Annotated in this window: 19 protein-coding genes; 5 read left to right on the forward strand and 14 right to left on the reverse strand. The window is 63.3% G+C overall.

Translation table 11 applies throughout. From position 1 onward, the window contains the following. The first annotated feature begins 87 nt into the window (after positions 1-87). Both FYJ44_RS09750 and FYJ44_RS09755 read left to right on the forward strand, forming a co-directional pair. Entirely contained in the window at positions 88-1,293 is a 1,206-nt protein-coding gene (locus FYJ44_RS09750) for a dicarboxylate/amino acid:cation symporter (protein WP_154511586.1), read from the forward strand. Continuing rightward, positions 1,290-2,576 (forward strand): L-cysteine desulfidase family protein, encoded by a 1,287-nt coding sequence (locus FYJ44_RS09755; RefSeq protein WP_154511588.1) that lies wholly within the window; start codon positions 1,290-1,292, stop codon positions 2,574-2,576. The genes FYJ44_RS09750 and FYJ44_RS09755 overlap by 4 nt, the downstream gene beginning before the upstream one ends. Before the next feature lie 150 nt (positions 2,577-2,726). Here the strand turns inward: FYJ44_RS09755 and FYJ44_RS09760 are convergent, their stop codons facing one another. From FYJ44_RS09760 to dnaK, 7 genes are all read right to left on the reverse strand, one after another. Further along, a complete protein-coding gene (locus FYJ44_RS09760) occupies positions 2,727-3,542 on the reverse strand; it encodes a dimethyl sulfoxide reductase anchor subunit family protein (RefSeq protein WP_154511590.1) in 816 nt (271 codons plus the stop codon). A gap of 2 nt (positions 3,543-3,544) precedes the next feature. After that, on the reverse strand, positions 3,545-4,174 hold the full coding sequence (locus FYJ44_RS09765) for a DMSO/selenate family reductase complex B subunit (protein WP_154511681.1): 630 nt from the start codon (positions 4,172-4,174) through the stop codon (positions 3,545-3,547). 31 nt (positions 4,175-4,205) lie between these two features. Then, positions 4,206-6,611 (reverse strand): DMSO/selenate family reductase complex A subunit, encoded by a 2,406-nt coding sequence (locus tag FYJ44_RS09770; RefSeq protein WP_229772646.1) that lies wholly within the window; start codon positions 6,609-6,611, stop codon positions 4,206-4,208. Between the two features lie 288 nt (positions 6,612-6,899). Beyond that, complete coding sequence (gatA, locus tag FYJ44_RS09775; protein WP_154511594.1) at positions 6,900-8,363, reverse strand: Asp-tRNA(Asn)/Glu-tRNA(Gln) amidotransferase subunit GatA; 1,464 nt, start codon at positions 8,361-8,363, stop codon at positions 6,900-6,902. A 10-nt stretch (positions 8,364-8,373) separates the two neighbouring features. Beyond that, positions 8,374-8,670, reverse strand: a complete 297-nt coding sequence (gene gatC / locus FYJ44_RS09780; RefSeq protein WP_154511596.1) for an Asp-tRNA(Asn)/Glu-tRNA(Gln) amidotransferase subunit GatC — start codon at positions 8,668-8,670, stop codon at positions 8,374-8,376. Between the two features lie 64 nt (positions 8,671-8,734). Continuing rightward, a complete protein-coding gene (locus FYJ44_RS09785) occupies positions 8,735-10,144 on the reverse strand; it encodes a type 1 periplasmic-binding domain-containing protein (protein ID WP_154511598.1) in 1,410 nt (469 codons plus the stop codon). 159 nt (positions 10,145-10,303) lie between these two features. Next, a complete protein-coding gene (gene dnaK, locus FYJ44_RS09790; RefSeq protein WP_154511600.1) occupies positions 10,304-12,223 on the reverse strand; it encodes a molecular chaperone DnaK in 1,920 nt (639 codons plus the stop codon). Between the two features lie 313 nt (positions 12,224-12,536). Here dnaK and FYJ44_RS09795 point away from each other — a divergent pair, with 313 nt between their 5' ends. Beyond that, complete coding sequence (locus FYJ44_RS09795; protein WP_154511602.1) at positions 12,537-13,373, forward strand: split-Soret cytochrome c; 837 nt, start codon at positions 12,537-12,539, stop codon at positions 13,371-13,373. Positions 13,374-13,647: 274 nt separating this feature from the next. Here FYJ44_RS09795 and FYJ44_RS09800 read toward each other — a convergent pair whose 3' ends face one another. From FYJ44_RS09800 to FYJ44_RS09830, 7 genes are all read right to left on the reverse strand, one after another. Next, positions 13,648-15,279, reverse strand: a complete 1,632-nt coding sequence (locus tag FYJ44_RS09800; RefSeq protein ID WP_154511604.1) for a methyl-accepting chemotaxis protein — start codon at positions 15,277-15,279, stop codon at positions 13,648-13,650. Positions 15,280-15,754: 475 nt separating this feature from the next. Continuing rightward, positions 15,755-17,329, reverse strand: a complete 1,575-nt coding sequence (locus FYJ44_RS09805; RefSeq protein WP_154511606.1) for a methyl-accepting chemotaxis protein — start codon at positions 17,327-17,329, stop codon at positions 15,755-15,757. A gap of 652 nt (positions 17,330-17,981) precedes the next feature. After that, the gene (locus tag FYJ44_RS09810) at positions 17,982-18,794 is read right to left on the reverse strand and encodes a ZIP family metal transporter (RefSeq protein WP_154511608.1); all 813 of its coding nucleotides are present in this window, start codon (positions 18,792-18,794) and stop codon (positions 17,982-17,984) included. A 74-nt stretch (positions 18,795-18,868) separates the two neighbouring features. Then, on the reverse strand, positions 18,869-19,480 hold the full coding sequence (gene recR, locus FYJ44_RS09815; protein WP_154511610.1) for a recombination mediator RecR: 612 nt from the start codon (positions 19,478-19,480) through the stop codon (positions 18,869-18,871). 7 nt (positions 19,481-19,487) lie between these two features. Beyond that, positions 19,488-19,799, reverse strand: coding sequence for a YbaB/EbfC family nucleoid-associated protein (locus FYJ44_RS09820; protein WP_154511612.1), 312 nt, complete (start codon positions 19,797-19,799; stop codon positions 19,488-19,490). Between the two features lie 17 nt (positions 19,800-19,816). Then, positions 19,817-21,682 (reverse strand): DNA polymerase III subunit gamma/tau, encoded by a 1,866-nt coding sequence (gene dnaX, locus FYJ44_RS09825; protein WP_154511614.1) that lies wholly within the window; start codon positions 21,680-21,682, stop codon positions 19,817-19,819. A gap of 87 nt (positions 21,683-21,769) precedes the next feature. Then, a complete protein-coding gene (locus FYJ44_RS09830) occupies positions 21,770-22,690 on the reverse strand; it encodes a branched-chain amino acid transaminase (protein ID WP_154511616.1) in 921 nt (306 codons plus the stop codon). 102 nt (positions 22,691-22,792) lie between these two features. Between FYJ44_RS09830 and FYJ44_RS09835 the strand changes: the two genes are divergently transcribed. Both FYJ44_RS09835 and FYJ44_RS09840 read left to right on the forward strand, forming a co-directional pair. Beyond that, positions 22,793-23,218: a hypothetical protein gene (locus FYJ44_RS09835; RefSeq protein ID WP_154511618.1), complete on the forward strand. Its 426-nt coding sequence runs from the start codon at positions 22,793-22,795 to the stop codon at positions 23,216-23,218. A gap of 325 nt (positions 23,219-23,543) precedes the next feature. After that, on the forward strand, positions 23,544-24,644 hold the full coding sequence (locus tag FYJ44_RS09840; RefSeq protein WP_154511620.1) for an adenosine deaminase: 1,101 nt from the start codon (positions 23,544-23,546) through the stop codon (positions 24,642-24,644).

Raw genomic sequence — 24,644 nt, forward strand, 5'->3', positions numbered from 1 at the left:
ACGGAAGATAAACCGGCTTTGAAAAGCCGGACCTTTCTGCGCATATTGTCAGACGCCCTGTCATTCTAAACTTCGCGGAGGATCAGGATGGCCAAGATCGGTGATATTTCGCTTATTCTCAAGCTGCTGGCCGGGCTTGTGCTCGGCGCGCTGCTGGGCTTTGTGGCCAATGAGGCCGTCATGGACGTGGTGGTTTCTCTGCGGCACATTTTCGGCCAGATCATTTTCTTCCTGGTGCCGCTGGTCATTGTGGGCTTCATCACCCCGGCCATCGTGCGGCTGGGGCAGAACGCCAGCAAAATCCTGATGGTGGCCGTGTGCCTGGCCTATGCCTCCTCGCTGGGCGCGGCCCTGTTTTCCATGACCTCGGGCTACCTGATCATTCCGCATCTTTCCATCGCCACGGAGACGGAAACCCTGCGCAAGCTGCCGGAAATGGTCTTCCGCCTGGACATCCCGCCCCTGTTCAGCGTCATGAGCGCCCTGGTCACGGCCCTGTTTTTCGGCGTGGCCATCGCCTGGACCAAGTCCGAAACCCTGAGCAAGGTTTTCGCCGAACTGGAACGGGTCATGACCTGGTTGGTGACGCGGGTAATGATTCCCATCCTGCCCTTTTTCGTGGGCCTCTCCTTCATGGGCCTGGCCTATGAAGGTTCGCTGACCAGGCATCTGCCCATTTTCGTGACCATGGTGGTCCTGGTGATCTTCGGCCACTTCATCTGGCTGGCCGTACTCTACGGCATCGGCGGGGCCTTGTCGGGCCGCAATCCCTCCCAGGTTTTCCGCTACTATATGCCCGCCTACCTTACCGCCGTGGGCACCATGTCCAGCGCCGCGACGCTGCCCGTGGCCCTGGAGTGCGCGCGCCGCTCGCCGGTGCTCAGCCGGACCATGGTGGAATTCATGGTGCCGCTGGGGGCCACGGTGCATCTCTGCGGTTCGGTGCTCACGGAAACCTTTTTTGTCATGACCATCAGCCTGATCCTTTACGGCGCGCTGCCCTCGCTGGGCACCATGGTGCTTTTCTGCGTGCTGCTGGGGATTTTCGCCGTGGGCGCGCCCGGCGTGCCCGGCGGCACGGTGGTGGCCTCGCTGGGCATCGTGACCGGCGTGCTGGGCTTTGACCAGACCGGCGTGGCCCTGCTTATCGCCATCTTCGCCCTGCAGGACAGCTTCGGCACAGCCTGCAACGTCACCGGCGACGGCGCCCTGACCCTCATGCTGGAGGGCATCTTCAACCGTCACGGCGAACTGGGGGCCATGCAGCACTCGGGGAGCACGGAGAACGCATGAGCGCATCCCAGCAAGCCTTTCTTGATCTGATCCACCAGGAAGTGGTGCCCGCCCTGGGCTGCACCGAACCCATCGCCGTGGCCCTCACGGCGGCCAAGGCCGCCGAAACGCTGGGGGCCGCGCCCGAAAGCCTGTGCGTGGAGGTCAGCGCCAACCTGCTCAAGAACGGCATGGGCGTGATGGTGCCCGGCACTGGTGAAATGGGGCTGAACATCGCGGCGGCGTCCGGCGCGCTGGGCGGCAAAAGCGCGTTGGGCCTGGAATGCCTGCGCGATCTGACGCCCGGCCAGGTGGACGCCGCCAGGGCCATGATCAAGGCCGGTCAGGTGGAACTGAAACTGCCGGACAACGACCTGCTGCTGTATTGCGCGGTCACCGCCGCTGCCGCCGGGCATACGGCCAGGGCCGAATTGCGGGACAGCCACGCCAACATCACCCGGGTCTGGCGCGACGGCGCGCTGATTTTTGAAAAAGAGGACGCCGCCGGGACGGAGAACCGGACCGACGGCGCGGACAGCTGGCCTCTGACCCTGGCCGGTATTTACGACTTTGCCACCACGGCCCCGCTGGAGGACATCGCCTTCATTCTGGAGGCCGCGCGCATGAACCGCCGGGTGGCCGAGGAAGGCCTGAGCCGCCAGTATGGTCTGGCCGTGGGCAAGAGTATGGACGCCCAGGTGCGGCGGCGCATCCTGGCCGACGACATGCCCACCTTCGCGGTCAAGCTCACGGCGGCGGCGGCCGACGCGCGCATGGCCGGGGTGATGATGCCGGTCATGAGCAATTCCGGCAGCGGCAACCAGGGCATCACCTGCACCATGCCGGTGGTGGCCTGCGCCATCCGCCAGGAAAAGAGCGACGAGGAACTGGCCCGCGCCCTGATTATGAGCCATCTGACCTCCATCCACATCAAGCACCACCTCGGACGGCTTTCGGCCCACTGCGGCGCCATGGTGGCGGGCACGGCCGCAGCCTGCGGCATCGCCCTGCTGCTGGGCGGCGGGCTGAAGGAAATGGAAATGACCGTGCGCAACATGGTGGGCAACATTGCGGGCATGATCTGCGACGGGGCCAAAAGCTCCTGCGCGCTCAAGGTGGCCTCGGCCGTGGGCGCGGGCATCCAGGCCGTGATGCTGGCCCTGGAAGGTTCCGCTGTGCCCGGCAACGAAGGCATTGTGGATGCGGACATTGAAACCTGCATCGCCAACTTGGGCCGCCTTGGCTCCACGGGCATGCGCGAGACGGACAAGGTGATTCTGGATATTATGCTGCACAAGAAATAGCGTCCGTCGTCGACGGAGCGCGTGTCATTGAAACAGCCGTCCCCTTGACCACAGAGTCAAAGGGACGGCTGTTTTGTAGCGGCGAAGGCCGTGAGTGTCGCGCTTTTCCCGCGTCCGCCGGAGCCGATGCCGTCTCGGCATGGGGTCGTTCTACATGCCGAACCAGGCGTACCCGTCATAAAACAGCACCCGCCCGCAGATCTCCCCGGCCCAGGTCAGGCCGCAAAGGATGCCCGCCCTGACGGCGAGTGGACAGGGGCAGGCAGGGGATTCGCCGGAATGAAGCGCGCGGCAGCCGTTGCGGACCAGCAGCAGGGGGCCGAGGGCGGCTCCGGCCAGCAGAAAAGCCAGGGCCCAGCATTGCAGGGCGACATGGTCCGGCATCGGGGAGGTCATCCATTGCAGGGGCAGGACCAGCACGCGCAACCCGAAGGCCAGCACCAGAATCACGGGCTGTGGGCCGGTCGTCAGCCGCCGCGCCGCTTCGGAATCGCGTCGCGCGGCAAGCCCGTTGAGAAAGAGCAGGGTCGCCGCGCCTGTGAGCAGGCCCGATGCGAGGAAGGTCCAGAACGTGGCCGCTGAATTCCAGAACGGCACCGTGGGCAGGGTGTACACCCGGCTCATAACATACATCAGTCCCAGGCCGACGAGGGCGGCCAGCCAGCGGACCCAGACCCGGCGCGTCACCAGCCAGGCAAGCGTCGCCGCGCCGAGCAGGCCCACGAACCAGATTTCCCGGCTCAGCCAGGACGTGCCCGCGTTGGTGATGGTGTAAAAACTCACCCAGGGATCGGAAAGGTGGCCGAGCGAAAACAGCGCCCCGGCGCAGAGCAGCGCGAGGGCGGCCCACCCGGCGACGCGCCCTCGGCCGCTTTCAGGAGCGGCAAAAAAGGGAAGCAACAGCAGCATGCCCGCCGAAGCCTGCCCCAGAAGGGTGAAAAGAACGAGGCTCAAGGACCCTTCCATGGCTACACCTCCTCGGGATTGCTGATCAGGCCGCCCCGCAGGCCTTCCGTGCTCCCCTGCGGTTTGGCATGGCGGTTGGGGGCGCAGATGAAGTGCGGGCGCGTCAATTCCGCGTCGGGCAGCGGCGCGATGGGAGCCTGCGCTCCATAACGCTCCACCAGTTGCCCGTACTCGCCGTAATCCAGCGCCCGGCAGGGGCAGGCGGCCACGCAGGCCGGTTTTTTCCCCTGTTCCAGGTTGTCGCGGCAGAAATCGCACTTGGTCATTTTTTTCCGTTGCGGATCAAACTGCGGCGCGCCGTACGGGCAATTCCACTCGCAATAGCGGCAGCCGACGCAACGGCTTTCATCTACGGACACAATGCCGTTTTCATCCTTGTGCATGGCCTGGGTGGGACAGCCGTTGGCGCAGACGGGATTTTCACAGTGGTTGCAGGACAGGGACACATAGTAGGCAAAGACGTTCTGCTCGAAAGCGTCGCCCACGGGCAGCCATTCTCCGCCGGAAAACTCCAGCACCCGCCGCCAGAGAACGCCCGGATTCGCATTGTGTTTGTCGATACAGGCGATCATGCAGGCCTTGCAGCCGGTGCAGAGTTCGGAATTGAAATAAAAAGCCGGATTTTTGATCATTTTGTCATCCTTGGCGAGCATGCCTTGCCGCTCAGGCTTTTTCGACCTGGACGAGGTTGGTGTGGTGGGGGTTGCCTTTGGCCAGGGCCGTGGGCAGCAGCTTGGTCAGCACGTTGACGCAGCCGTTGGTGTCCTGTCCCGAACTGTCGGGCGTATGCCACGCGCCTTCCGGCAGGGACACGACGCCGGGCATGATGCGCGGCGTGACCTTGGCCTTGACGAACGACACGCCCCGCTCGTTGAAGACTTTCACCTTGTCGCCGAGGCGGATGCCGCGGGCTCCGGCGTCGCGCGGATTGATCCACAGTTCCTGCGGGGCGACCTCCTGCAGCCACCAGCAGTTCCCATAGGTGGAGTGCGTGCGCTGTTTGTAGTGATGGCCGATGAGTTGGAGCGGCCATGTTTTGCGCTCCGCCCCCTCGGGTCCTTCCGGGTTGGGGATGTATTCCGGCAGAGGGGTGATGGCCTGCTCGGGTTGCAGGGTCCACGTTTTTGCCAGTTCCGCCAGCCGGGGGGAATAGATTTCTATTTTGCCGGACGGGGAAGGCAACGGATGCGCCTCCGGGTCCTCGCGGAAATCCTTGTAGGCGATATGGTTTTCAGGAAAATGCTTTTTGAAGACGCCCATTTTGAAGGCCTCTTCCAGCGTCGGCGGCAGTTCCGGCACGGCGTTGCGGGATTCTTCGTACAGCGCTTCCAGCCATTGGTATTGCGTGCGTCCTTCCGTGAATTGCGCCTCCACGCCCAGTTCTCTGGCCACGCCCGCGCAGATGTCATAAATGCTGCGGGCCTCGCCCAAGGGGTCTATGCACTTGTTGTCGAAGATGACATAGGCGATGTTGCTGTCGCCGTCCGACGTCCAGTCGTGTTCCTCCAGATTCATGCAGCTCAGCAACAGAAAATCCGTGTAGCGGGCGGAGGGCGTCAGCGTGGTGTCGATGACCACGATGGTCTCGCACTTTTTTTCGTCGGCCAGAATCGGATGCATCTGGTTGATGCCGCCGTGCTGGTTGGTGAGGCAGTTGCCCGCGTAGTTCCAGATGAATTTGATCGGCGCGACGAGACGGTCGCGCCCCCGGACGCCCGCGGTGGTCGCGGTCATTTTGGTATAGTCGTCAATGGCCTGATACCAGTTGAAGCAGGAAACTTCCGTCTTCACGGGGTTTTCCAGCGTCGGGAACAGGGCCATGGGCAGTTTGTACCCGGCGTTTTCCCGCGCGCCCGTATTGCCGCCCCTGATGCCCACGTTGCCGGTGAGCACGGCGAGCATGCCCACGGCGCGGGAAAGATTCTCGCCGTTGGTGGTCCGTTGCGGCCCCCAGCCCTGGCAGATGAAGCAGGGCTTGGCCCCGGCGATTTCCCTGGCCAGCTTTTCAATGCGCGCCGGAGGAATGCCGGTGATGCGCGAGGCCCAGGCGGGCGTTTTTGGGGTTTTGTCCGGGCCGTGTCCCAGAATGTACGACGCATAGGAGGAACCGGCGGGCGCGCCCTCGGGCAGGGATGCCTCATCGTAACCGATGGTGTATTTGGCGAGAAAGGCCTTGTCCACCCGGTCTTCGCTGATCATGACGTAGGCCAGAGCCGCGCTGAGCGCCGCGTCCGTGCCGGGACGGATGGGAATCCATTCGTCGCCCACGGAAACCACGGTGTCGGAATAGCGCGGGTCAATGACAATGACCCGCGTGTTGCGCGTGAAGCGGGCGTGCTGGAGCGTTTTGGCCTTGCAGCCCGACATGCGGGTTTCCGAGGGATTGTTGCCGAAAAACACGGCCAGTTCGCTGTTTTCCATATCGGAAAGCGAGTTGCCGTCCACCCAGCCGCCTCCGTACAGATAGGGCATGCCCACCGTGATCTGGCAGGTGGAATAGTCGGCATAATGGTTCAGGTAGCCGCCTACGAGATTCATCAGCCGGGCCACCGCCGTTTGCGCGGGGGGCCAGCTTTTGCCCATGGTGCTGCCGAGCGCGCCGGTGCCGTAGTTGAGATAGACGGACTCGTTTCCGTACGTGTCGATGGCGCCGCGCAACCGCTTGCCGATTTCGGCGAAAGCTTCATCCCAACTGATGCGCTCGAACTTGCCTTCCCCGCGTTTGCCGATCCGGCGCAGGGGGTAGGGGATACGCTCCTTGGCATACACGCGCTGGCGCATGGAACGTCCGCGCGGACAGGCGCGGAGCTGTTGCAGGCCGTATTGGTCGTCGCCGGTATTGTCGGTTTCCACCTGGGTGATGACGCCGTCGCGCACATGCACGCGCAAGGCGCAACGGCTCCCGCAATTCACATTGCAGGAGTTCCAGAGGATTTTTTCCTCTCCCGTGCCCGATGGAGCGGGAGGCCCGGCAATGGCCTCGCCCGCGTTGAAAATTTGTATGGAAAACGGGAAGAACGCCGACGCAAGCACGGCGGCCCCTCCCTTGATCACATCGCGTCGTTTCAAGGCATCTTTTTTTTCTGATGACTTGCTATCTTGCATGGTACCTCCGCAAAAACTGCTGCAATTCAGAAGAGGCCGCCCCGGTTACGGCAGGGAGGCTCCTCTTTGCTACAAGCATTACCGCCCATACGGGGGGCCGTCCAGGCTTTTTGTGGGGGACATGATCGCCTTATGGTCCGGCTTTCGCAACGGCGCAAATGTCGCGAAGCCGGGTCTGCCGTCACACGGAACAGAGCCCCGCGCGAGAGTTACGCGCGGGGCTCTGTTCCGTAACCGTGTTCAGCGGAATTTTTACAGCGCGGGCCGTCCGATGCCGGGCAAGGCCTGTTCCAGGGCATGGCCGACGCCCAGCAGGCGGGCTTCGCCAAAGGCCGGGCCGATGAGCTGCAGGCCCACGGGCATGTTGCTGTCCGCTCCCAGGCCCACGGGCAGGGACAGGCCGGGCAGGCCCGCCAGATTCAGAGACAGGGTATAGGCGTCCATAAGATAGGCCTGGAGCGGATCGGCGGCGTGGCTGCCCAGATCCCAGGCCGTCACCGGCGAAACCGGGGCGCAGAGGGCGTCGCATTGATCCAGCGCGGCCAGGTATTCGTCGCGGATCAGGCGGCGCACCTGGGCGGCCTTGCGGTAATAGGCGTCGTAATAGCCCGAGGAGAGCACATAGGCCCCGAGCATGATCCGGCGCTTGACCTCCTGCCCGAAACCTTCGGAGCGGGACCTGACGTAGAGTTCTTCCAGATTTTTTACGTCCGGGGCGCGGCGGCCGTAGCGCACCCCGTCAAAACGGGCCAGGTTGGAGCTGGCCTCGGCCATGGCGATGATATAATAGGTGGCGATGGCCGCTTCGGTGTGCGGCAGACTCACTTCCACCAGTTCCGCGCCCAGTTCCCGCGCGCGCGCAAGGGCCGCGTCGCAGGCCGCGCGCACTTCCGGGGTCAGACCGTCGCCGAAAAACTCCCTGGGCAGACCCAGGCGCAGGCCTTTGAGGCCGTCCCCCCGCGTCAGGGCGGCGGCATAGTCGTCCACGGGACGCGGATCGCAGGTGGCATCGCGCGGATCGTGCCCGGCGATGACCGCCAGCACGCGGGCGCAGTCCTCCACCGAGCGGGTCAGCGGGCCGATCTGGTCCAGGGACGAGCCGTAGGCGATGAGCCCGTAGCGGGACACGCGGCCATAGGTGGGTTTGAGGCCCACGCAGCCGCAGAAGGAAGCGGGTTGGCGGATGGAGCCGCCCGTGTCCGTGCCCAGCGAGGCAAAACACTGCCCGGCCGCCACCGAGGCCGCCGAACCGCCGGAGGAGCCGCCCGGCACCTTGGCCGTGTTCCAGGGGTTGCGGGTTTTCTGGTACGCTGAATTTTCCGTGCCCGAACCCATGGCGAATTCGTCCAGATTGGCCTTGCCCAGCAGCACGGCTCCGGCCCGGCGCAGTTTTTCCACCGCGAAAGCGTCATAAATAGGGGTGAAGCCCTCCAGGATGCGCGAACCGGCCGTGGTGGTCATGCCCTTGGTGGACAGGGCGTCCTTGACGGTTACGGGCACGCCCCAGAGCGCTTGCGAGGGGTCCGGCCCGGCCGCGTCCAGCTCACGGGCGCGCGCCAGCGCGCCGTCGGCGTCCACGCGCAGCATGGCGGCGATCCGGGGTTCCGTGGCCTCCATGCGTTCCAGGCAGGCCCGGGCGGCCTCCACGGCGCTGATTTCCTTTTTCTGCAAAGCCCCGGCCACGGCCGCGAGCGAAAGCGAACAGATTTCGGTCATGCCAATGTCCTTATACGATTCTCGGGACGATGAAGTATTCCCCGTCCGCTTCCGGCGCGTTGCCCAGAACCTCTTCGCGCGAACGCCGGTTGACGGCCTGGTCCTCGCGGCTTTGGGCCGCGTGCTGCACCGGGCTGTACAGTGGTTCCACGTTGTCGGTATCCACCTGGGCGAGCACGTCCATGTAGCCCAGAATGTCCCCGAACTGGCGGGCGAAGAGCTTCTGCTCCTCGTCGCTGACGCGCAGGCGGGAAAGCGCGGCCATATGCGCCACTTCTTCCCGGCTGATGCTGTTGTGTTCTGCCATTGCTGATCCTTTAGAGCAAATTGTCTTTTGAAATTGCGCTATAGTCCCTGGCCGACGCCGCGCTTCAACGTCGCGTGGGCAGGCGCAGTTTGTACGAGGGCTGCGGCGTACTGCTCAGGGGCAGGGCCGCGGGCGTAGTCCCGGGCTGGACTGTGCCGGACTGGGGGGGAGCCATGCCCGGCGTCTGGCCCGCCGCGGGCGGCAGGCCGGGCACCAGGGGATTGCCCTCGGCATCCACGGCGGGCAGGCCCTGCATGCGCAACGCGGCCCGTTGCAGCACGGCGGCCCGGGTCTGCTGGAACTGCTCCAGGTTGAGCGGGGCCATGCCCGTGGGTGAAGCCTGGAAGATGAAGAGCTGCTGATGGGCCACGCCCGCGCCGTCCCATTTGACGGGGGCCATGCCCCGGATCATCTGAGCGGCGCGTCCGGCCCTGGCCGTGATTTCGGGCGTCGTCAGCCGTGAATTCAGACCCAGATTGACCGCGAAGCGCGTGAAGTCATACCCCAGCGCCACCCAGAAGTCATTGCCCGGCGCTTGCAGGGCGCGCGGCGCGCGCGCCGCGTTCCACGCGCCGGGAAATACGGCCAGGGCGTATTTTTCCGCATTGGGCACCATCTTGCCGGACAGGCTCTGTTCCCAGAGGGTGGTGCCCAGCAGCACTAGGCGGTCCTCGCCGTTGTAGAGCAGGCTGGTGGTCAGCATGTCCATGCTTTTCCAGGAGTCGGGCAGGAAGAGAGCCTCAAAGGCGGTCTGGGGCACGGGCGTGCCGCTGCCCTCGGCCTGGGTGGCGTTGATCAGCGGAGCCACCGCCGTGCTCCAGGAGCTGACGTCCGCCGGGTCATAGGCGGCTTTGTACAGCAGCATGTTCCGCCCGGCCAGGCTTTGCTCCAGCATGCCGGTCATGCGCGCGCCATATGCGTCCGAGGGATAGAAGGCCCCGTAGGTGCGGATGTTCAGGCCGTCCGTGGCAAAGGCGATCAGGGCGTCAATCTGGTCCTGCGGGCTGGGGAAAAAGCGCCAGGCCCGCGCGCCCTCGTCGCCTTGCTCCAGACTGGGCAGAAAGGTGAAGAACGCCCGCTGGTCCACGGTGCCGGCGGAACGGGCCTGGGCGTAGTTGCGGGCCTGCAGGGGACCGCCCACCACGGCGCAGGCCGGGGGCAGGGCCGAGAGCTTGGCCAGCCAGTCCGGCGCTTCGGTGTTTACTGTTTCCAGACGTATCTTGATGCCGTCGGCGGCCAGTTCCTGCCGGGCCAGGGTCGTGCCGCGTCCGATCTTGCCGCTGATGGGAGCATAGGGGCCGGAGGCCGGCAGGGCCAGAACCACGCAGGGGCCCTGGGTCATGGCGGGAGTGGCCGGAGCCGGCGGCGCGGCGTCGCGTTTGCCGAAGGGCATCTGGCAGGCGGCCAGACTGAAAACGGCCGCCAGGAACAGGGCGGGGGCACAGAAGCGCAGGGAAAAACGCGGGCTACGCATGGCGGCTCCTTTGGACATTTTATGAATAAACGCATCCGCCGGAGCATGGATGCTGAAATATCTATGCTCCCAAGAAATAAAAAAGGCCTGACTTTTTACGGTCAGACCTTTTTAGTACAGCACAGGCGTACTGGCAAGCCGGGGTAACCCGGCCGGGGGTTATTTCTTCACTTCGGTGTAGTCGGCATCCACCACGTCGTCGTTGCCGCTGTTGGCGGAAGCGCCCGCTCCGGCATCGGCGCCGGGCTGGCCGCCTGCGGCCCCGGCATTCTGCTGGGCCTGCTGCTGGTAGAGCTGCTCGGCCAGCTTGTGCGAGGCCTTGGCAAGTTCCTCGGTGGCGGCCTTGATGCCCGCGGCGTCCTCGCCTTCCATGAGCTTGCGCAGGGAGGCGATTTTGCCTTCAATGTCACTCTTCACGGCGGCGTCGGCCTTGTCGCCCAGATCGGCCAGGGATTTCTCCGTGCCGTAGATCAGGCTGTCGGCGTGGTTGCGGGCTTCAATGAGCTCCTGCTTCTTCTTGTCGTCGCTGGCGTGGGCTTCGGCCTCGCGCACCAGACGCTGGATGTCCTGTTCGGACAGGCCGGAAGAAGCCGTGATCTTGATGGACTGCTCCTTGCCGGTGCCCATGTCCTTGGCCGAGACGTTGACGATGCCGTTGGCGTCGATGTCGAAAGAGACTTCGATCTGCGGCACGCCGCGCGGGGCCGGCGGAATGCCGGTGAGGTCGAAGCGGGCCAGGGTCATGTTGTCGCCGGCCATGGGACGCTCGCCCTGAAGCACGTGGATGGACACCGAGGGCTGGTTGTCCGCCGCCGTGGTGAAGACCTGGCTCTTGCGCGTAGGGATGGTGGTGTTGCGCTCAATCAGCCTGGTGAACACGCCGCCCATGGTCTCGATGCCCAGGGAAAGCGGGGTCACGTCGAGCAGCAGCACGTCCTTCACGTCGCCGGTGAGGATGCCGCCCTGAATGGCCGCGCCCATGGCAACCACTTCGTCGGGGTTCACCGAACGGTTGGGTTCCTTGCCGAAGAACTTGCCCACCACCTGCTGGACCAGGGGCATACGGGTCATACCGCCCACCAGGATGACTTCGTCGATCTGGCCGGGGTCAAGCCCGGCGTCGGTGAGGGCCTTGTTGCAGGGCTCAATGGTGCGGTCCACCAGATCGCTGACCAGGGACTCCAGCTTGGCGCGGGAAATTTTGATCAGCATATGCTTGGGGCCGTTCTGGTCGGCGGTGATGAAGGGCAGGTTGACCTCGGCTTCCATGGCGGTGGAAAGGTCTTTCTTGGCTTTTTCCGCAGCCTCTTTCAGGCGCTGGAGGGCCATGCTGTCCTTGGACAGGTCAATGCCGTTTTCCTTTTTGAATTCTTCCACCAGGTAGTTGATGACGCGCTGGTCGAAGTCTTCGCCGCCCAGGAAGGTGTCGCCGTTGGTGGCGCGCACTTCCACGACGTTGTCGCCCACTTCCAGGATGGAAATATCAAAGGTGCCGCCGCCCAGGTCGAAGACGGCGATTTTTTCATTGGCCTTCTTGTCCGAACCGTAGGCCAGAGAGGCGGCCGTGGGTTCGTTGATGATGCGTTTGACTTCCAGACCGGCGATGCGGCCCGCGTCCTTGGTGGCCTGGCGCTGGGCGTCGTTGAAGTAGGCGGGCACGGTGATGACCGCTTCGGTGACCGACTCGCCCAGGTAGGCTTCGGCGTCAGCCTTGAGCTTGGCCAGAATCATGGCCGAAATTTCCGGCGCGCTGTAGACGCGTCCGTCCACTTCCACCCCGGCGTCGTCATTGGGGGCCTTGGTGATAAGATACGGGGAATGCTCTTTCCAGCGGTCCACTTCAGGACTGTCGAATTTGCGGCCCATCAGGCGCTTGATGGCGAAAATGGTGCGCTTGGGATTGGTCACGGCCTGGCGTTTGGCGATTTCGCCCACCAGCCGTTCCTTGTCGGTAAAAGCGACCACCGAAGGCGTGGTGCGTCCGCCTTCGGGGTTGGTGATGCATTTGGGGTCCTTGCCCTCCATGACGTAGACGCAGGAGTTGGTGGTGCCCAGGTCAATGCCGATAATTTTGGACATATGTGTATCCTCCTCAAGGGAAATCTTTTGAAGCCGTGCTTCGCGCCGTGAGCAGCGTAGGCGCGCTTTTTCGCCCCCGGCGGCGGACGGAGTCATCTGCCCCGGGCACGTCGGCGGACGTCGAAAATGCAACATTTCGGGCGGCTGTGCCGCGCGGGAAATAAGGTAAGTACTTCTTCGGCCGCGTCCAGTGCCGCGCGGGAAATTTTTACAAAAAAACCTGTTTTTCGTGGGGATTTCGTTGACCTTGTTTGCGGGTGACGCTAGTGAGTTTTTTAACAATGCAAGTGGACTTAGAGTAAAAGGAGGTTCTATGGACGCGAACAGAAGGCATCTGCTCTGTGGAATCGGGGGATTGGCCGTGGGCGGCGCTGTGGCGGGCCTGGTGGCTCCGGCTCTGGCCGCGCCGCAGGCGGCGGGCGGCGGCGCGCGTTTCGCCCAGGCCGGGGGCGATTTCGGCTGGCAGCCGCACAAGCTGAACGCGGACGAATGCGCGCCCGTGGCCTACGAGGGCTACTGGCACAAGGGCTATGCCTGCGGGTACGGCACGTTTTACGGCATCATCGGCATGATGGGCGAAAAATTCGGCGCGCCGTACAACCAGTTTCCCTTCACCATGCTGGAAGCCAACAAGGGCGGCATTTCCGACTGGGGGACCATCTGCGGCGCGCTTTACGGCGCGGCGGCGGCCTTCGCCCTGTTCTGGGGCCGCAAGGAACGCACCCCCATGGTCAATGAACTGTTCCGCTGGTATGAAACCACGGCCCTGCCCATCTACAACCCGGGGGACAAGGCCACGGGCTTCAAGGGCGATCTGCCGTCCAACGTCTCGGGCTCCGTGCTCTGCCATATTTCGGTTTCCAAGTGGTGTTACGAGCATAAGATCGAGGCCACCAGCAAGCAGCGCAGCGAGCGTTGCGGCCGCCTCACGGCCGACGTCTGCCGCAAGGCCATTGAAATCATGAACGCCAAGATAGAGCAGGGCAAGGACTACAAAGGCTCCTTCCCGATTCAGAAATCCGTGGCCGGCTGCGGCGAATGTCATATGACCAAGGGCAACGAGGCCAACTGGGGCAAGGGCGTCATGGACTGTACGCCCTGCCACAGCGGCGGCAAGGCTGTGGCCGACAAGTTCAAGGATCACCCGTAACGGCGATCTCTTGCTGAAACTGAAGAGGCCGCAGCGCTGCGGCCTCTTCAGACGAATGGCAAACCCCGCTTCGCGGCGTTTGCGCCGCCGTAGGTTCGTTTCCAAGAAAACTCGCCCGGCGGAAAGGCACGAAAATCAGTCGCTTAACGGCGCAGCAAAGCTGCGACCTACTCCTGATTTTCGGGGCTGCCGACGTTGTCAACAGCGTGAAGAGGCCGGAGCGCTGCTCCGGCCTCTTCACATCATAATTACTGCGGGAGCGCGCCGGGCGGGATCAGGCCGTGGGGCTCTCCTCATCTTCTTCCATACGGATTTCATCCAGCAGTTCCTTGAGGGAGCGGGCCTGCGCGGTCATTTCCCGCACTTCCAGCGCGGCTTTTTCCATGGCTTCAGCCATGGTGTTGCTCAGGCTGTTCACGTCGGAAATGTGCCGGTTGATTTCCTCGGCGGCGGCGGACTGTTCCGTGGCCGCGGTGGCGATGGCCGCCGCGCGGCCGCTGGAATCCTCGGCCAGGGAGGAAATCTCTTCCAGGGAGCGGCCGGAATCCTGGGCCATGCCGGTCACTTCCTCAATGGCGGCCACGGCGTCCTCCACTGTGGCGGCGCTTTTGTCCGTACCCTGCTGAATGGCCTCAATGGCGGATTCCACTTCCTGGGTGGCCTTCATGGTTTTTTCAGCCAGTTTACGCACCTCGTCGGCCACCACGGCGAAGCCGCGTCCGGCCTCGCCGGCGCGGGCCGCTTCGATGGCCGCGTTGAGGGCCAGCAGGTTGGTCTGGTCCGCGACATCGCGGATCAGGGTAAGCACCGTGCCGATGTCGCGGGATTGTTTGTCCAGGTCTTCCATATCCTGTTTCAGGCCCAGCGAACGCTCCCGCACGGCCTTGATGTTGTCGATGGTGCGCAGCATCAGGTCTGTGCCGCCCTGAGCCCGATCCTGGACCGAGGCCGAGGACTGTGCCGCGCTTTCGGCATTGCCCGCCACTTCCAGTACCGTGGCATTCATCTCTTCCATGGCCGCTGCGGTTTCAGCCATGCGTCCGGCCACCTGGTCGGTTTTTTCCTTGGTGCCGTCCAACTGAAGGCTGAGGGTTTCAGCGGCGGAATCCAGCCCGGCCGCCACGCTTTTCAGGCGTTTGACCATGGAAACGCGGGTACGCCGAGCGTCGTCTTCCACCTGCTTCAGGCGCAGTTCCTCGCTGATGTCCACGCCCAGTTCCACATGGCCCACGGGCGTGCCCTCAAGATCGCGCAGATAATTGATGACCATTTTCATGGCCTTGCCGTTGGGCATGTGGTTGATGACGGTGTGCTGACCCCGGCGCAGGCATTCAATGCCGCAATCGGGCGTGTCGCAGAGATTGCCTTTGCGCGAGGAGCAATGCCTGCCCAGAGCGTCGCCCATGGACGTTTTACCCATGGATTTGAGCGCCGCCGTATTGCAGAAGGTCCAGTGCATGTCCATGTCCGTGACTGCCACGGAATAGGGGATGCTGTTGAGAATGCCTTCATACCAGTGGGCCTGTCGGCGCAGCTTGTCGACCATGGTCTGAAGGGATCGGGCCAGGCGCGTCAGGCAGTCATCGCCCTGAAATGCCAGTTCGGGTTGCTCGCCCCGGCTCACGGCGTCGGCATAGTCCGCCAGAGTATGGATGGGCTTGAGGCGGCGGTGGATGACGACGCCGCCCACCACGCCGATGAGCGCCATGAGAGCCAGACTGTACAGCAATGTTTCGCGCGCCGAACTTTTGATCAGCTCGGTGGCTTCCAGGCTTTGCTGGAAACGCAGCAATTCATGGAACGGCTGCCCCACCAGCGCGTAGCCGATGACCAGCAGTCCGACCCAGGACAGGAACATGGCCGCCACAAAAGCGATGATGATTTTGGTGCTGAGCGTCAGACGCATGAAGCCTCCTTGGTTACTGGCGGATCCCAGGGGCAAAAGCCGTTGTAAACGGCATGCGACGCGCGCATGGAAAAGCGGCGCGCGCCCTCAAGAGCGAACGAAATGGAACTCTCTTTGTGAAAGGCTTTTCGACCGCCGGAGAAAAAACATGATGCTAATGAGGACTTTTTTCAAGTATGCGGGAAAATTCCTGTGCTCCATTTGTCGGGAGCGCGCCTCGGGTTTTCCCCACATGACAAAAAAAGCCGGAGCGACATCGCCCCGGCCGGGGGCCGACCAAGACCGGCAGCCCCGATAATACGCGAACAGGCGGGATTTACTCCCACTGTAACTGAGTGGATTTTATGTCGTGCACTCGCCGGCTGACTTGTAAACTTTACAAATGGCGACGGTAATCGGCCGCGAAAACGCCGCGAAGCCGGATGTGTCTTGCTCAGGGCCGGAACGTCACCGCTCCGGCCCTGCAAGCGACGGTTCAGGCAGCGGCGTCCTCTCCGTCCTTCTCCACGTCCTGCGAGCGGATATTGTTCAGAATATCCCTGAGCACATAGGCTTGGTCGGCCATGTCCCGCACCTGATTGGAAGCGCTTTCCATGGCCGTGGCGATGGCGGCGCTCAACTGGTTCACTTCCGCGATGTTCTGGTTGATTTCCTCGGAGGCGGCGGACTGTTCCGTGGCCGCGGTGGCGATGGCCGACACGCGGCTGCTGGAATCCTCGGCCAGGGTGGATATCCGTTGCAAGGAGTGTCCCGATTCCTCGCCTACCCGTCCGGCCTCTTCAATGGCGGCCACGGCGCAGTCCACGGTGGCGGCGCTTTTGCCGGTGCCCTGCTGAATGGCCGCAATGGCGGATTCCACCTCCTGCGTGGCCTTCATGGTTTTTTCAGCCAGATTGCGCACTTCGTCAGCCACCACGGCAAAGCCGCGTCCGGCTTCACCGGCGCGGGCCGCTTCAATAGCCGCGTTGAGGGCCAGCAGATTGGTCTGGTCCGCGATGTCGCGGATCAGGGTGAGCACCGTGCCGATGTCACGGGACTGCTTGTCCAGGTCCGCCATATCGTGTTTCAGACTCACGGATTGTTCCCGTACAGTGTGCAGACTTTCAATGGTCCGCAGGACAAGGCTGTTGCCTTCTCCGGCCTGTTCCTGCACGGAAGTGGCGGCTCCGGCCGCGCCTTCGGCGTTGCCCGCCACTTCCAGCACCGTGGAATTCATTTCGTTCATGGCCGTGGCAGCCCCGGCCAGACGGGTGGCGGCCACGCCGGCCTGATCCTTGACGTCTGAAAGGGAGCCGGTCAGCGTCTCGGCGGCTTCGTTGAGGGCGGTCACCACGCCTTCCAGTTGCGCCACCATGGCGGCGCGGGCCTTGGCGGCGGCTGTTTTGCTTTCTTCGGCCAGGCGGACTTTCTCGGTGATGTCCTCGCCGATTTCCACATGACCGATGGGCGTGCCCGCGGCGTCATGCAGATAGTCCAGCGAGATCTGCATGGTCTTGCCGTTGGGCATGTTGTTGATGACCTGCTTGTTGCCCAGGCGCAGCTGTTCAATGCCGCATTGAGGCGTGTTGCAGATGTTGCCCTGTTTTTCGGAACAATGCAGGCCGCGCACCTCATCCATGCTGGTTTTGTTCATGGATTTGAGCGAGGCCGTATTGCAGAAGGTCCAGTTCATGTCCATGTCCGTGACTGAAATGGCTTGGGGCAGGGTGTTGAGGATGCCCTCGTACCAGTGGGCCTGTCCCTCGCATCTCTCGACCATGGCCAGCATGGCCCCGGCCAGCGGCCGCAGACTGCCGGAACGCTCCACATCCAGAACCGCCGTATTGTCACCCGCGCTCACGGCACGGGCGTACTGCAGCATTTTTTTCAGAGGGGCGAGCCGGTTGGCGATGAACAAAGAACTCAACAGCACCACAAGAGCGGCAAAGCCCAGACCCGGAAGCGGAATCTCGTCCGGAACCAGGCGGATGTTGATGAGCACCCCCGCGCAGGATAAGCACAGGGCACAGATATGAACAAGGAGCAGAAGAGTGTTGAACGTGAAGCGCATAGTAATTTCCTCGGATGCGGACAGCGTGGAACGCTGTGCTGAAGTACGCCTGGACAGGCGGGCGTGGAGAGTGGGGGGATCCCTCCTGATGCGTGCCGGAGTTTCGCCGTGCCGGGGCTTCCGGGCCCCGGAGCGGCGTTCTCTCCTTGGACAGCGGCGCGGCATGCATGCAGACCGGGAGGAGAGAATCGTGCTTTTTCATATAAAGATAGTAAGTTGAAAGGGGACAGATTTACGCCGCCAGCATGCCCGGCAAAGCCGGGCAAACCCGGTTTTTATTATACATAACCTATGGTTATAATATATAATAAAAACAAAAATAAGTAATGATTTTCATTGCACATTTACCCATATGCAATGAAAATTACTTGTATTCAAAAATAAATTTTTTTGCAAGAAAAAAGGTAGCTGCGCGGTCGCAAGGCTTGACAGCGTCAAGGCGATCAGAAATCAGGAGCGGGTCGCGGTTTTCCCGGTATTTTCGCAGGGGGACGTCTGTCGGCTTGCGGCGCGGGGCAGCCCGAAAAGTCGCAATGTCGCGTCGTTAACCGGCCGTAACACGGCTTTGCCGTGAACGGCTTGCGCTCCACCCGGCGCGTTTTTTGAAACGGGCCGCCAGTGGGGCGAAACCCGCGTTTTACGGCACCTGCCGTCAGCCCACCAGGGCGGAAAGCATGATCACCAGGCAGACGCCCGCAATACAGGAAACAGTGGCCAGATTGCCGTTGCCCGAGGCATTGGCTTCGGGCACGACTTCTTCCACCACAACATAGATCATGGCTCCGGCGGCGAAGGAGAGGGCCACGGGCAGCAGTCCGGCGGTGATGCCGGCGGCCAGCGCGCCCGGCACAGCGCCCAGAGGGGCGGTGGCGCCGGAGAGCACGCCGTAAAAACAGGATTTGCGCGCGGAAAAGCCCTCGGAGCGCAGGGCGGCGGAAACTACTAGGCCCTCGGGCACGTTTTGCAGCATGATGGAAAAGGTCAGCACTAGGGCCGTGGTCAGGCCCGCGCCTGTGCCCAGGGCGGCCATGCTCTCGGCTCCGGCCGCGCCGTAGCCCACGCCGATGGCCAGTCCTTCCGGAATGTGGTGCAGGGCCATGGCTGTGACCAGCAGAATGCTGCGCCGCCAGCTGGTGGAAAGGCCCTCGGTCGTATCCTGCAACATATGGATGTGCGGCAGCACGCGGTCCAGACACCAGAGAAAGGCCGCGCCCAGCAGCAGGCCCGCCACAATGGGCAGGAAGGCCAGACGTTCCAGATGGGCGGCGAGTTCCAGGGCTGGCTGCAACAGGCCGAAAAAGGCCGCCGCCAGCATCATGCCCCCGGCCCCGCCCAGCAGGCAGTCCATGGCCCGGCGCGAGAATTCGCGGCGGGTGAAGATGAGCGCCGCGCCAAGGCTCACGGAAAGCCAGGAGAGCAGCCCCGCCACCAGGGCCTGGAAAACGGGATGAGAGACGATATCCATAGGCGTGCCCTCTGCCTTGCAAAACGCGGCGCCGTCCTGGGGACGCCGCCGCGCGGTTCAGACTGTGCGTTTTTTCAGGCCAGATCCTGCCTGTATTGCAGGGATTGGCGCAGGGTTTCCTTGTCCATGTACTTGACCTCCGCGCCCAGGGGGATGCCCTGGGCCAGACGGGAGACGCGGATATGGGGAAAACGCTTGCGCGCCATCTGGCGGATGAAGGAGGCCGTGTTTTCCGCCTCCAGGGTGGCGCCCAGGGCCAGAATCAGTTCCGTCACCTCGCCCTCGTCCAGACGCCGCGTCAGCCTGTCCAGATCCAGGCTTTCCGAGTCCATGCGCTCCAGAGGGGCCAGCAGGCCGCCCAGAATCATATATTGGCCCCGGTAAAAACCGCCTTCGTCCAGGGTCAGCATGCTGTCCCATTCGGTGACCAGGCAGAGCGTGTCGCGCGCCCGCCCGGCGTCCGCGCACACGGGGCAGGGGTCCGTGGAGGACAGTCCGCCGCAGCGCGAGCAGAGGTGCAGATTGTCGCGCAGGTCGTGGATGCCCCGGCCCAGGCGGCGGGTTTCGGCCTCCGGCCATTTGAGCAGGGTCATGGCCGCGCGCATGGCCGATTTGGGCCCCAGGCCCGGCAGGCGGGCGAGTTGCTCCACCAGAGCCTTGAGCGGTTCGGGAATGCGGTCGTGCATGGACGGTCTAGAATACGCCGGGCAGCTTGATGCCGCCGGAAATATTGTTCATTTCACGTTCCATGGTCTCACGGGCGATGCGTCCGGCCTCGTTGACGGCGGCCAGAATCAGGTCCTGCAGCATTTCCACGTCGCCGCCTTCCAGGGCTTTGGGGTCGATGGTCAGCTTGCGCAGCTCCTGCTTGCCGGAAACTTCGGCCTTGACCATGCCGCCGCCGCTGGCCGCTTCATACGAGCGCTCGGCCATTTCCTGCTGGAGTTTGGTCAGTTTGCTCTGCATGACCTGCGCCTGGCGCAGGATGTCGTTCATATTCCGCATGTTTGTCTCCTCGGGACTTATTTGATTTCCGTACAGTGAATAATGGAGGCCTGGAGCACCTCCAGACAGGGTTGCAACTCCGGCTTTTTGCTGAACTCCTCAATGAGCTCGGCCTCGCCGCGCGGCGGGCGCGGAGCGATGAGTTCCAGGCGCGGCGCGCCCGCTCCGAACGCCGCCAGCGCCGCTTCCAGCGTATGCCGCTGTTTCTCCAACTGGTGGAGCAGGGTCTGGGCCTTGGGCGTCAGGCGCAGCCGATCCTCCCGCCAGTCCACACCCAGGCCCCGCAACAGATGCGGCTGCGGCGCGGGGCGCCCGGCGGCCTGCTCGGCCGCGCAAAATTCGCAAAAGGCCTGCCAGTCCCGCTGGAAACTGGGGCGCGCGGCCTGTCCGGCGTCCGCTTCCGCATCCGTCGCTGCCTCAGGACTCGTGCCCGTTACGGCGGGCGGGACCGCCGGTTCGGAAGCCGTCGCCGGGGCGGGATCAGGCTCCTGTTCGGCTTCCGGTTCCGGCGCGGCCGCCTTTTCCGGCGCGCGTCCCCGGGGGGCCGGGCACTGCGCGGGCTGCGACGGCGGCGCGTCGTGCGACGGCGGCGTGGCGGATTGTTGCGGCGGCCCGGGCCGTGGGGCGGCGGGCGCGGAGAAATTCCGGGCCTCGGGCGCAGCCTGCCCGTCTGAAGCGGACATCCGGTCCCGGGGTTCCCGCGTATCCGGGGCCGACGGGGCCTGAACCGGCGGAACCGCTGACGGAACATGCGCCGCTTCCTGTTCCGGCAGATGTTCCAGCGGCAGCAGCTGGGGCAGCAGGGCCAGGTTGAGTAGCAGCAGTTCCAGAGCCGCCGCCGGTTCCGGACTCTGGACAATGCCGCGCTGGGCGTCCAGGGTCATTTGCCAGGCCGCGTGCAGATGCCCGGCGGAAAAGCGCGGGGCCAAGGCTTGCTGGAGGGCGGCCTCGTCGGCGGGCAGGCGCAGGCTGGGCAGTACGGCGGCCCCTCCCTGGCGGAGCAGAAAAAGATTGCGCAGATTGCCCGCCAGTTCGCGCACGAAAAAGCCGATGTCCACGCCCTGCTGGAGAATCTGGCGGGAGAGGTCGGCCACGGCCGCGCAGTCGCGCCCGTGCAGCGCCTCGAACAGGTGGCCGAACAGCTCCTGCCCGGCCAGGCCCAGCACTTCGCGGGTCATGGCCGTGGTCAGGCTCGCGCCGCCCAGGGCCAGAGCCTGATCCAGCAGGGACATGCCGTCGCGTACGCTGCCCGCCGCCCGCCGGGCCAGCAGGCGCACCGCGCCTTCCTCGAATTCCATTTTTTCCTTGCGCAGCACGGCGCTGAGGTGCTCGGCCAAAGCGTCCTCGCTCAGATGGCGGAAGACGAAATGCTGGCAGCGGCTGACAATGGTCACCGGGAATTTGTGCGCCTCGGTAGTGGCGAAGATGAAGACCACGCGTTCCGGCGGCTCCTCCAGCGTCTTGAGCAGGGCGTTGAAGGCGTTGCGGGTGAGCATGTGGGCTTCGTCGATGATGAAAATCTTGTAGCGGCCCTCCATGGGCGCGTAGCCGATGGTCTCGCGCAGGGAGCGGGCGTCCTCCACGCTGTTGTTGGACGCGCCGTCAATCTCGGTGACGTCCACATGCGCGCCCTGGGTGATCTTGCGGCACTGGGCGCATTCGTTGCAGGGCTCGGGGCCGGGCGCGTGCTCGCAGTTGAGGGCCTTGGCGAAGATGCGGGCGATGGTGGTCTTGCCCACGCCGCGCGTGCCGCTCAGCAGGTAGGCGGCTGCGGGGCGGTCCTCGGCGGCGGCGCGGGACAGCACGGCCTTGACCATGTCCTGTCCGGCCACCTGGGCGAAGGTCTGGGGGCGGTATCGCGCCGCGAGAGAAAGGTGCTTCATGCGGGCCTGTCGTTCTTCATGCGCGGCCGGGCGGTGCGAGTCGCCGCGTCCGGCCGCGCATGAAAGCTGGGGAACAGCTTTTGTCCGTTATACCGTGTAGTGGTGCAGCCAGCCCGCGTACTTGGGATTTTCGCCCTTGGCCACCTTGAAGAATTCCTTCTGCAGATGCTTGGTCACCGGGCCCGCATGGCCCGCGCCGATCCGGCGGTGGTCCAGTTCGCGGATGGGCGTGAGTTCCGCCGCCGTGCCGGTGAAGAAGGCTTCGTCGGCGATGTAGAACTCGTCGCGGGTGAACTGCTGCTCTTCCACCGTATAACCCAGATCGCGGGCCAGCGCCACGATGGACTTGCGGGTGATGCCGCCCAGAATGGAGGTCAGGGGCGTGGTTTTGATGACCCCGTCGCGCACGATGAAGATGTTCTCGCCGGTGGCTTCGGAGACGAAGCCGTTGGTGTCCAGCATGACGGCTTCGTCAAAGCCTTCTTCCTTGGCTTCGATCTTGGCCAGGATGGAGTTGATGTAGTTGCCCGAGGCCTTGGCCTTGGACATGCAGGTGTTCACATGGCTGCGCGCGAAGGTGCTGGTTTTGACGCGGATGCCTTTTTCCAGGGCTTCTGCGCCGAGATACGCGCCCCAGGGCCAGACCGCGATGATGGTCTGCACGGGATTGTTGCCGGGGTAGACGCCCATTTCGCCGTGGCCCACAAAGGAGAGCGGGCGGATGTAGCCCTCGGGCAGCTTGTTGGCCTTGAGGGTTTCAATGCAGGCTTCGCCCAGCTGTTCGGCACTGTAGGGCAGCTCCATGCGCAGGATCTTGGCGGAGTTGAGCATGCGCTTGCAGTGGTCCTCCAGGCGGAAGACGGCGGAAGTGCCGTCGGCGCAGGCGTAGGCCCGGATGCCTTCAAAAATGGCGCTGCCGTAGTGCAGGGCGTGGGTGAGCACATGAACCTGAGCCTGATCCCAGGGAACCATTTTTCCGTCAAACCAGATGAACTTCATTGTCTGCATGGCTAACCTCGCAAAGAGCCGCTGTGTGGAGCGCTGTGCCGTGGCCGGGCCGTTTGCCCGCATGGCCGCGCAAGGGCAAAAATCTACTGAAAAGCGGCGTTCATGGCAAGCGCTGTCGGCGGTGAGGACAGGGCAGACGCATCTAATTTTTGCTTTACCAGTCTGTTATTTGTCGTGATTATCCGTCAAAACCGGCCTTTTCGGCACCGGCGGCGTCATCCGGCGCTTTTTGCTGCTCACGTACTTGAGTACATCTCTGCTCTCGATGCCCGTAAGCTCGCTACGCTCGTCAACGGGCACGGCCCTTTGGACCGCCTTCCGGTCGGTTTCCACGCAAAAAGCGCCATTTTCCTTGCCAGCGCCGAAAAATCTTGCTTCAGCCGTTGCGACGCAGGAGCTTTAGCCGTAGGCGAGCTTGTGAGCCGTACGGCTGAAGACAGCAATGAGTTACACGAAATTGTGTCCAGGGAAGTCACTGTCGCTATCCGTAGCGATGCTGTCTTGTTCCGTAATACGGCTTCGCCGTGAACGGCTCAAGCAAGCCGCTGGCGCGGCAACGGCTAGCGCATTTTTTAGGATTCTCCCGACACCAGCCATCCGCCTGCGCTTCGCTCCGGCGGAGCAGAGGCGGCTTTGCCCCTTTTTGTCCGCTACTGAGCTATCTAGTCAATAAATAAATAAAGATTTTTTAGATGCGTCTGCCCTGGCGGAGAGGATTTCTTTTCCTGAGGCTGGCGGCAGCTTCCGGGCCTTGCGCGGGCATATGCCCGGAATTAGTATATGCCGAAAGCATCCGGCGGCCTGGTCGCAAAAATGGGTGCGCTTGTTTCAAAATTCCGGCACGGGAGCCTTCATGGACCCACAGAAAAAAAGCTTTGAACTTGAAGAAAGCGCCGCGCGTCTGGCCGACGCCGCAGTGGATAAAATAGTTTCCTTTCCCGGAGATTACGCGCAGCATCAACGGATTTTGTACGATCTGAAGACGGAACTGACGGACCTCGGCGCGGTGGTTTGCGCCGGGACCGGGGAGCGCGCCGACGCCTGCGGCAATACGCTGCCCGACGAGCTCAGGTGGCGGCTGGCCGGGGACATGCCGGGTTTCTCCACTGAAGCCCTGTACCAGAAGCGCTCTTCCCTTTTGTCCATGGGCGGCATCGTCTTCTTCGGCTATCTGCTGGGCGGCCTTTTGTCCACGGTGCTGGGCTGGCTGGACATGGGCGGGGACATCATCCGGGTGGTCGCGGTCTGGGCCATGTTTTACGCTTCGGAATATCTTTCGGCCAATCCCAAGGCGCGTTTACGGGTACTGGCCTTTCTGGGGCTCGGAACCCTGGCCGGGTTCGCCGTGGGCCTGATGTCGGGCATGCTCCGCCTGACCTCCTGGGCCGGAATCAAGCGGGCGGTTTTCGGAAGCGGGGAAACCGCGCCGGGCCTGCTGAAACGCTGGTATCTGCTGCTGGGGGCCGCCTTTCTTTTTGTTTTTCTGTCCAAAAAGGTCACGGCCCTGGATGTGACGGCCTTCAAACATTCGCTGCAAAAACAGGCGGCGGAGAGGATGCGTTGTCTGCTCGTCTTTTTTGAGGAGCTGAACCGCCGCGACGCCGAATTGGCCGAACTGAAAAACAGCCGGAGTCCCGACCTGAGTTCCGTGAAATGTCCCAAAAACGATTGTCTTCTCGCGCGGGACGTCATCCAGATGCTGGATGCCTTTGATGCGGACACCAGGACATTTCTGGCCGAAAAGCTGGCCGCCGTGGGCTATGAGACGGATTCCGGCCAAGACGATTTTCTGGTCTGGAACGGAGCGGAGCACGAAAAATTCTACGATATGGTGGGCCTGGTCAGGGACGGGGACCGTTGCCGCATCCTCAAGCGCTGCTACATGGCCGGCGAAAAGATTGTCAGGGGCTATGTGCAGCGGGATGCCGGGGAACAGGGATCGTCACGGGAGTGA

The sequence above is a fragment of the Desulfovibrio porci genome (assembly GCF_009696265.1).
In the GTDB taxonomy this organism is placed as follows: domain Bacteria; phylum Desulfobacterota; class Desulfovibrionia; order Desulfovibrionales; family Desulfovibrionaceae; genus Desulfovibrio; species Desulfovibrio porci.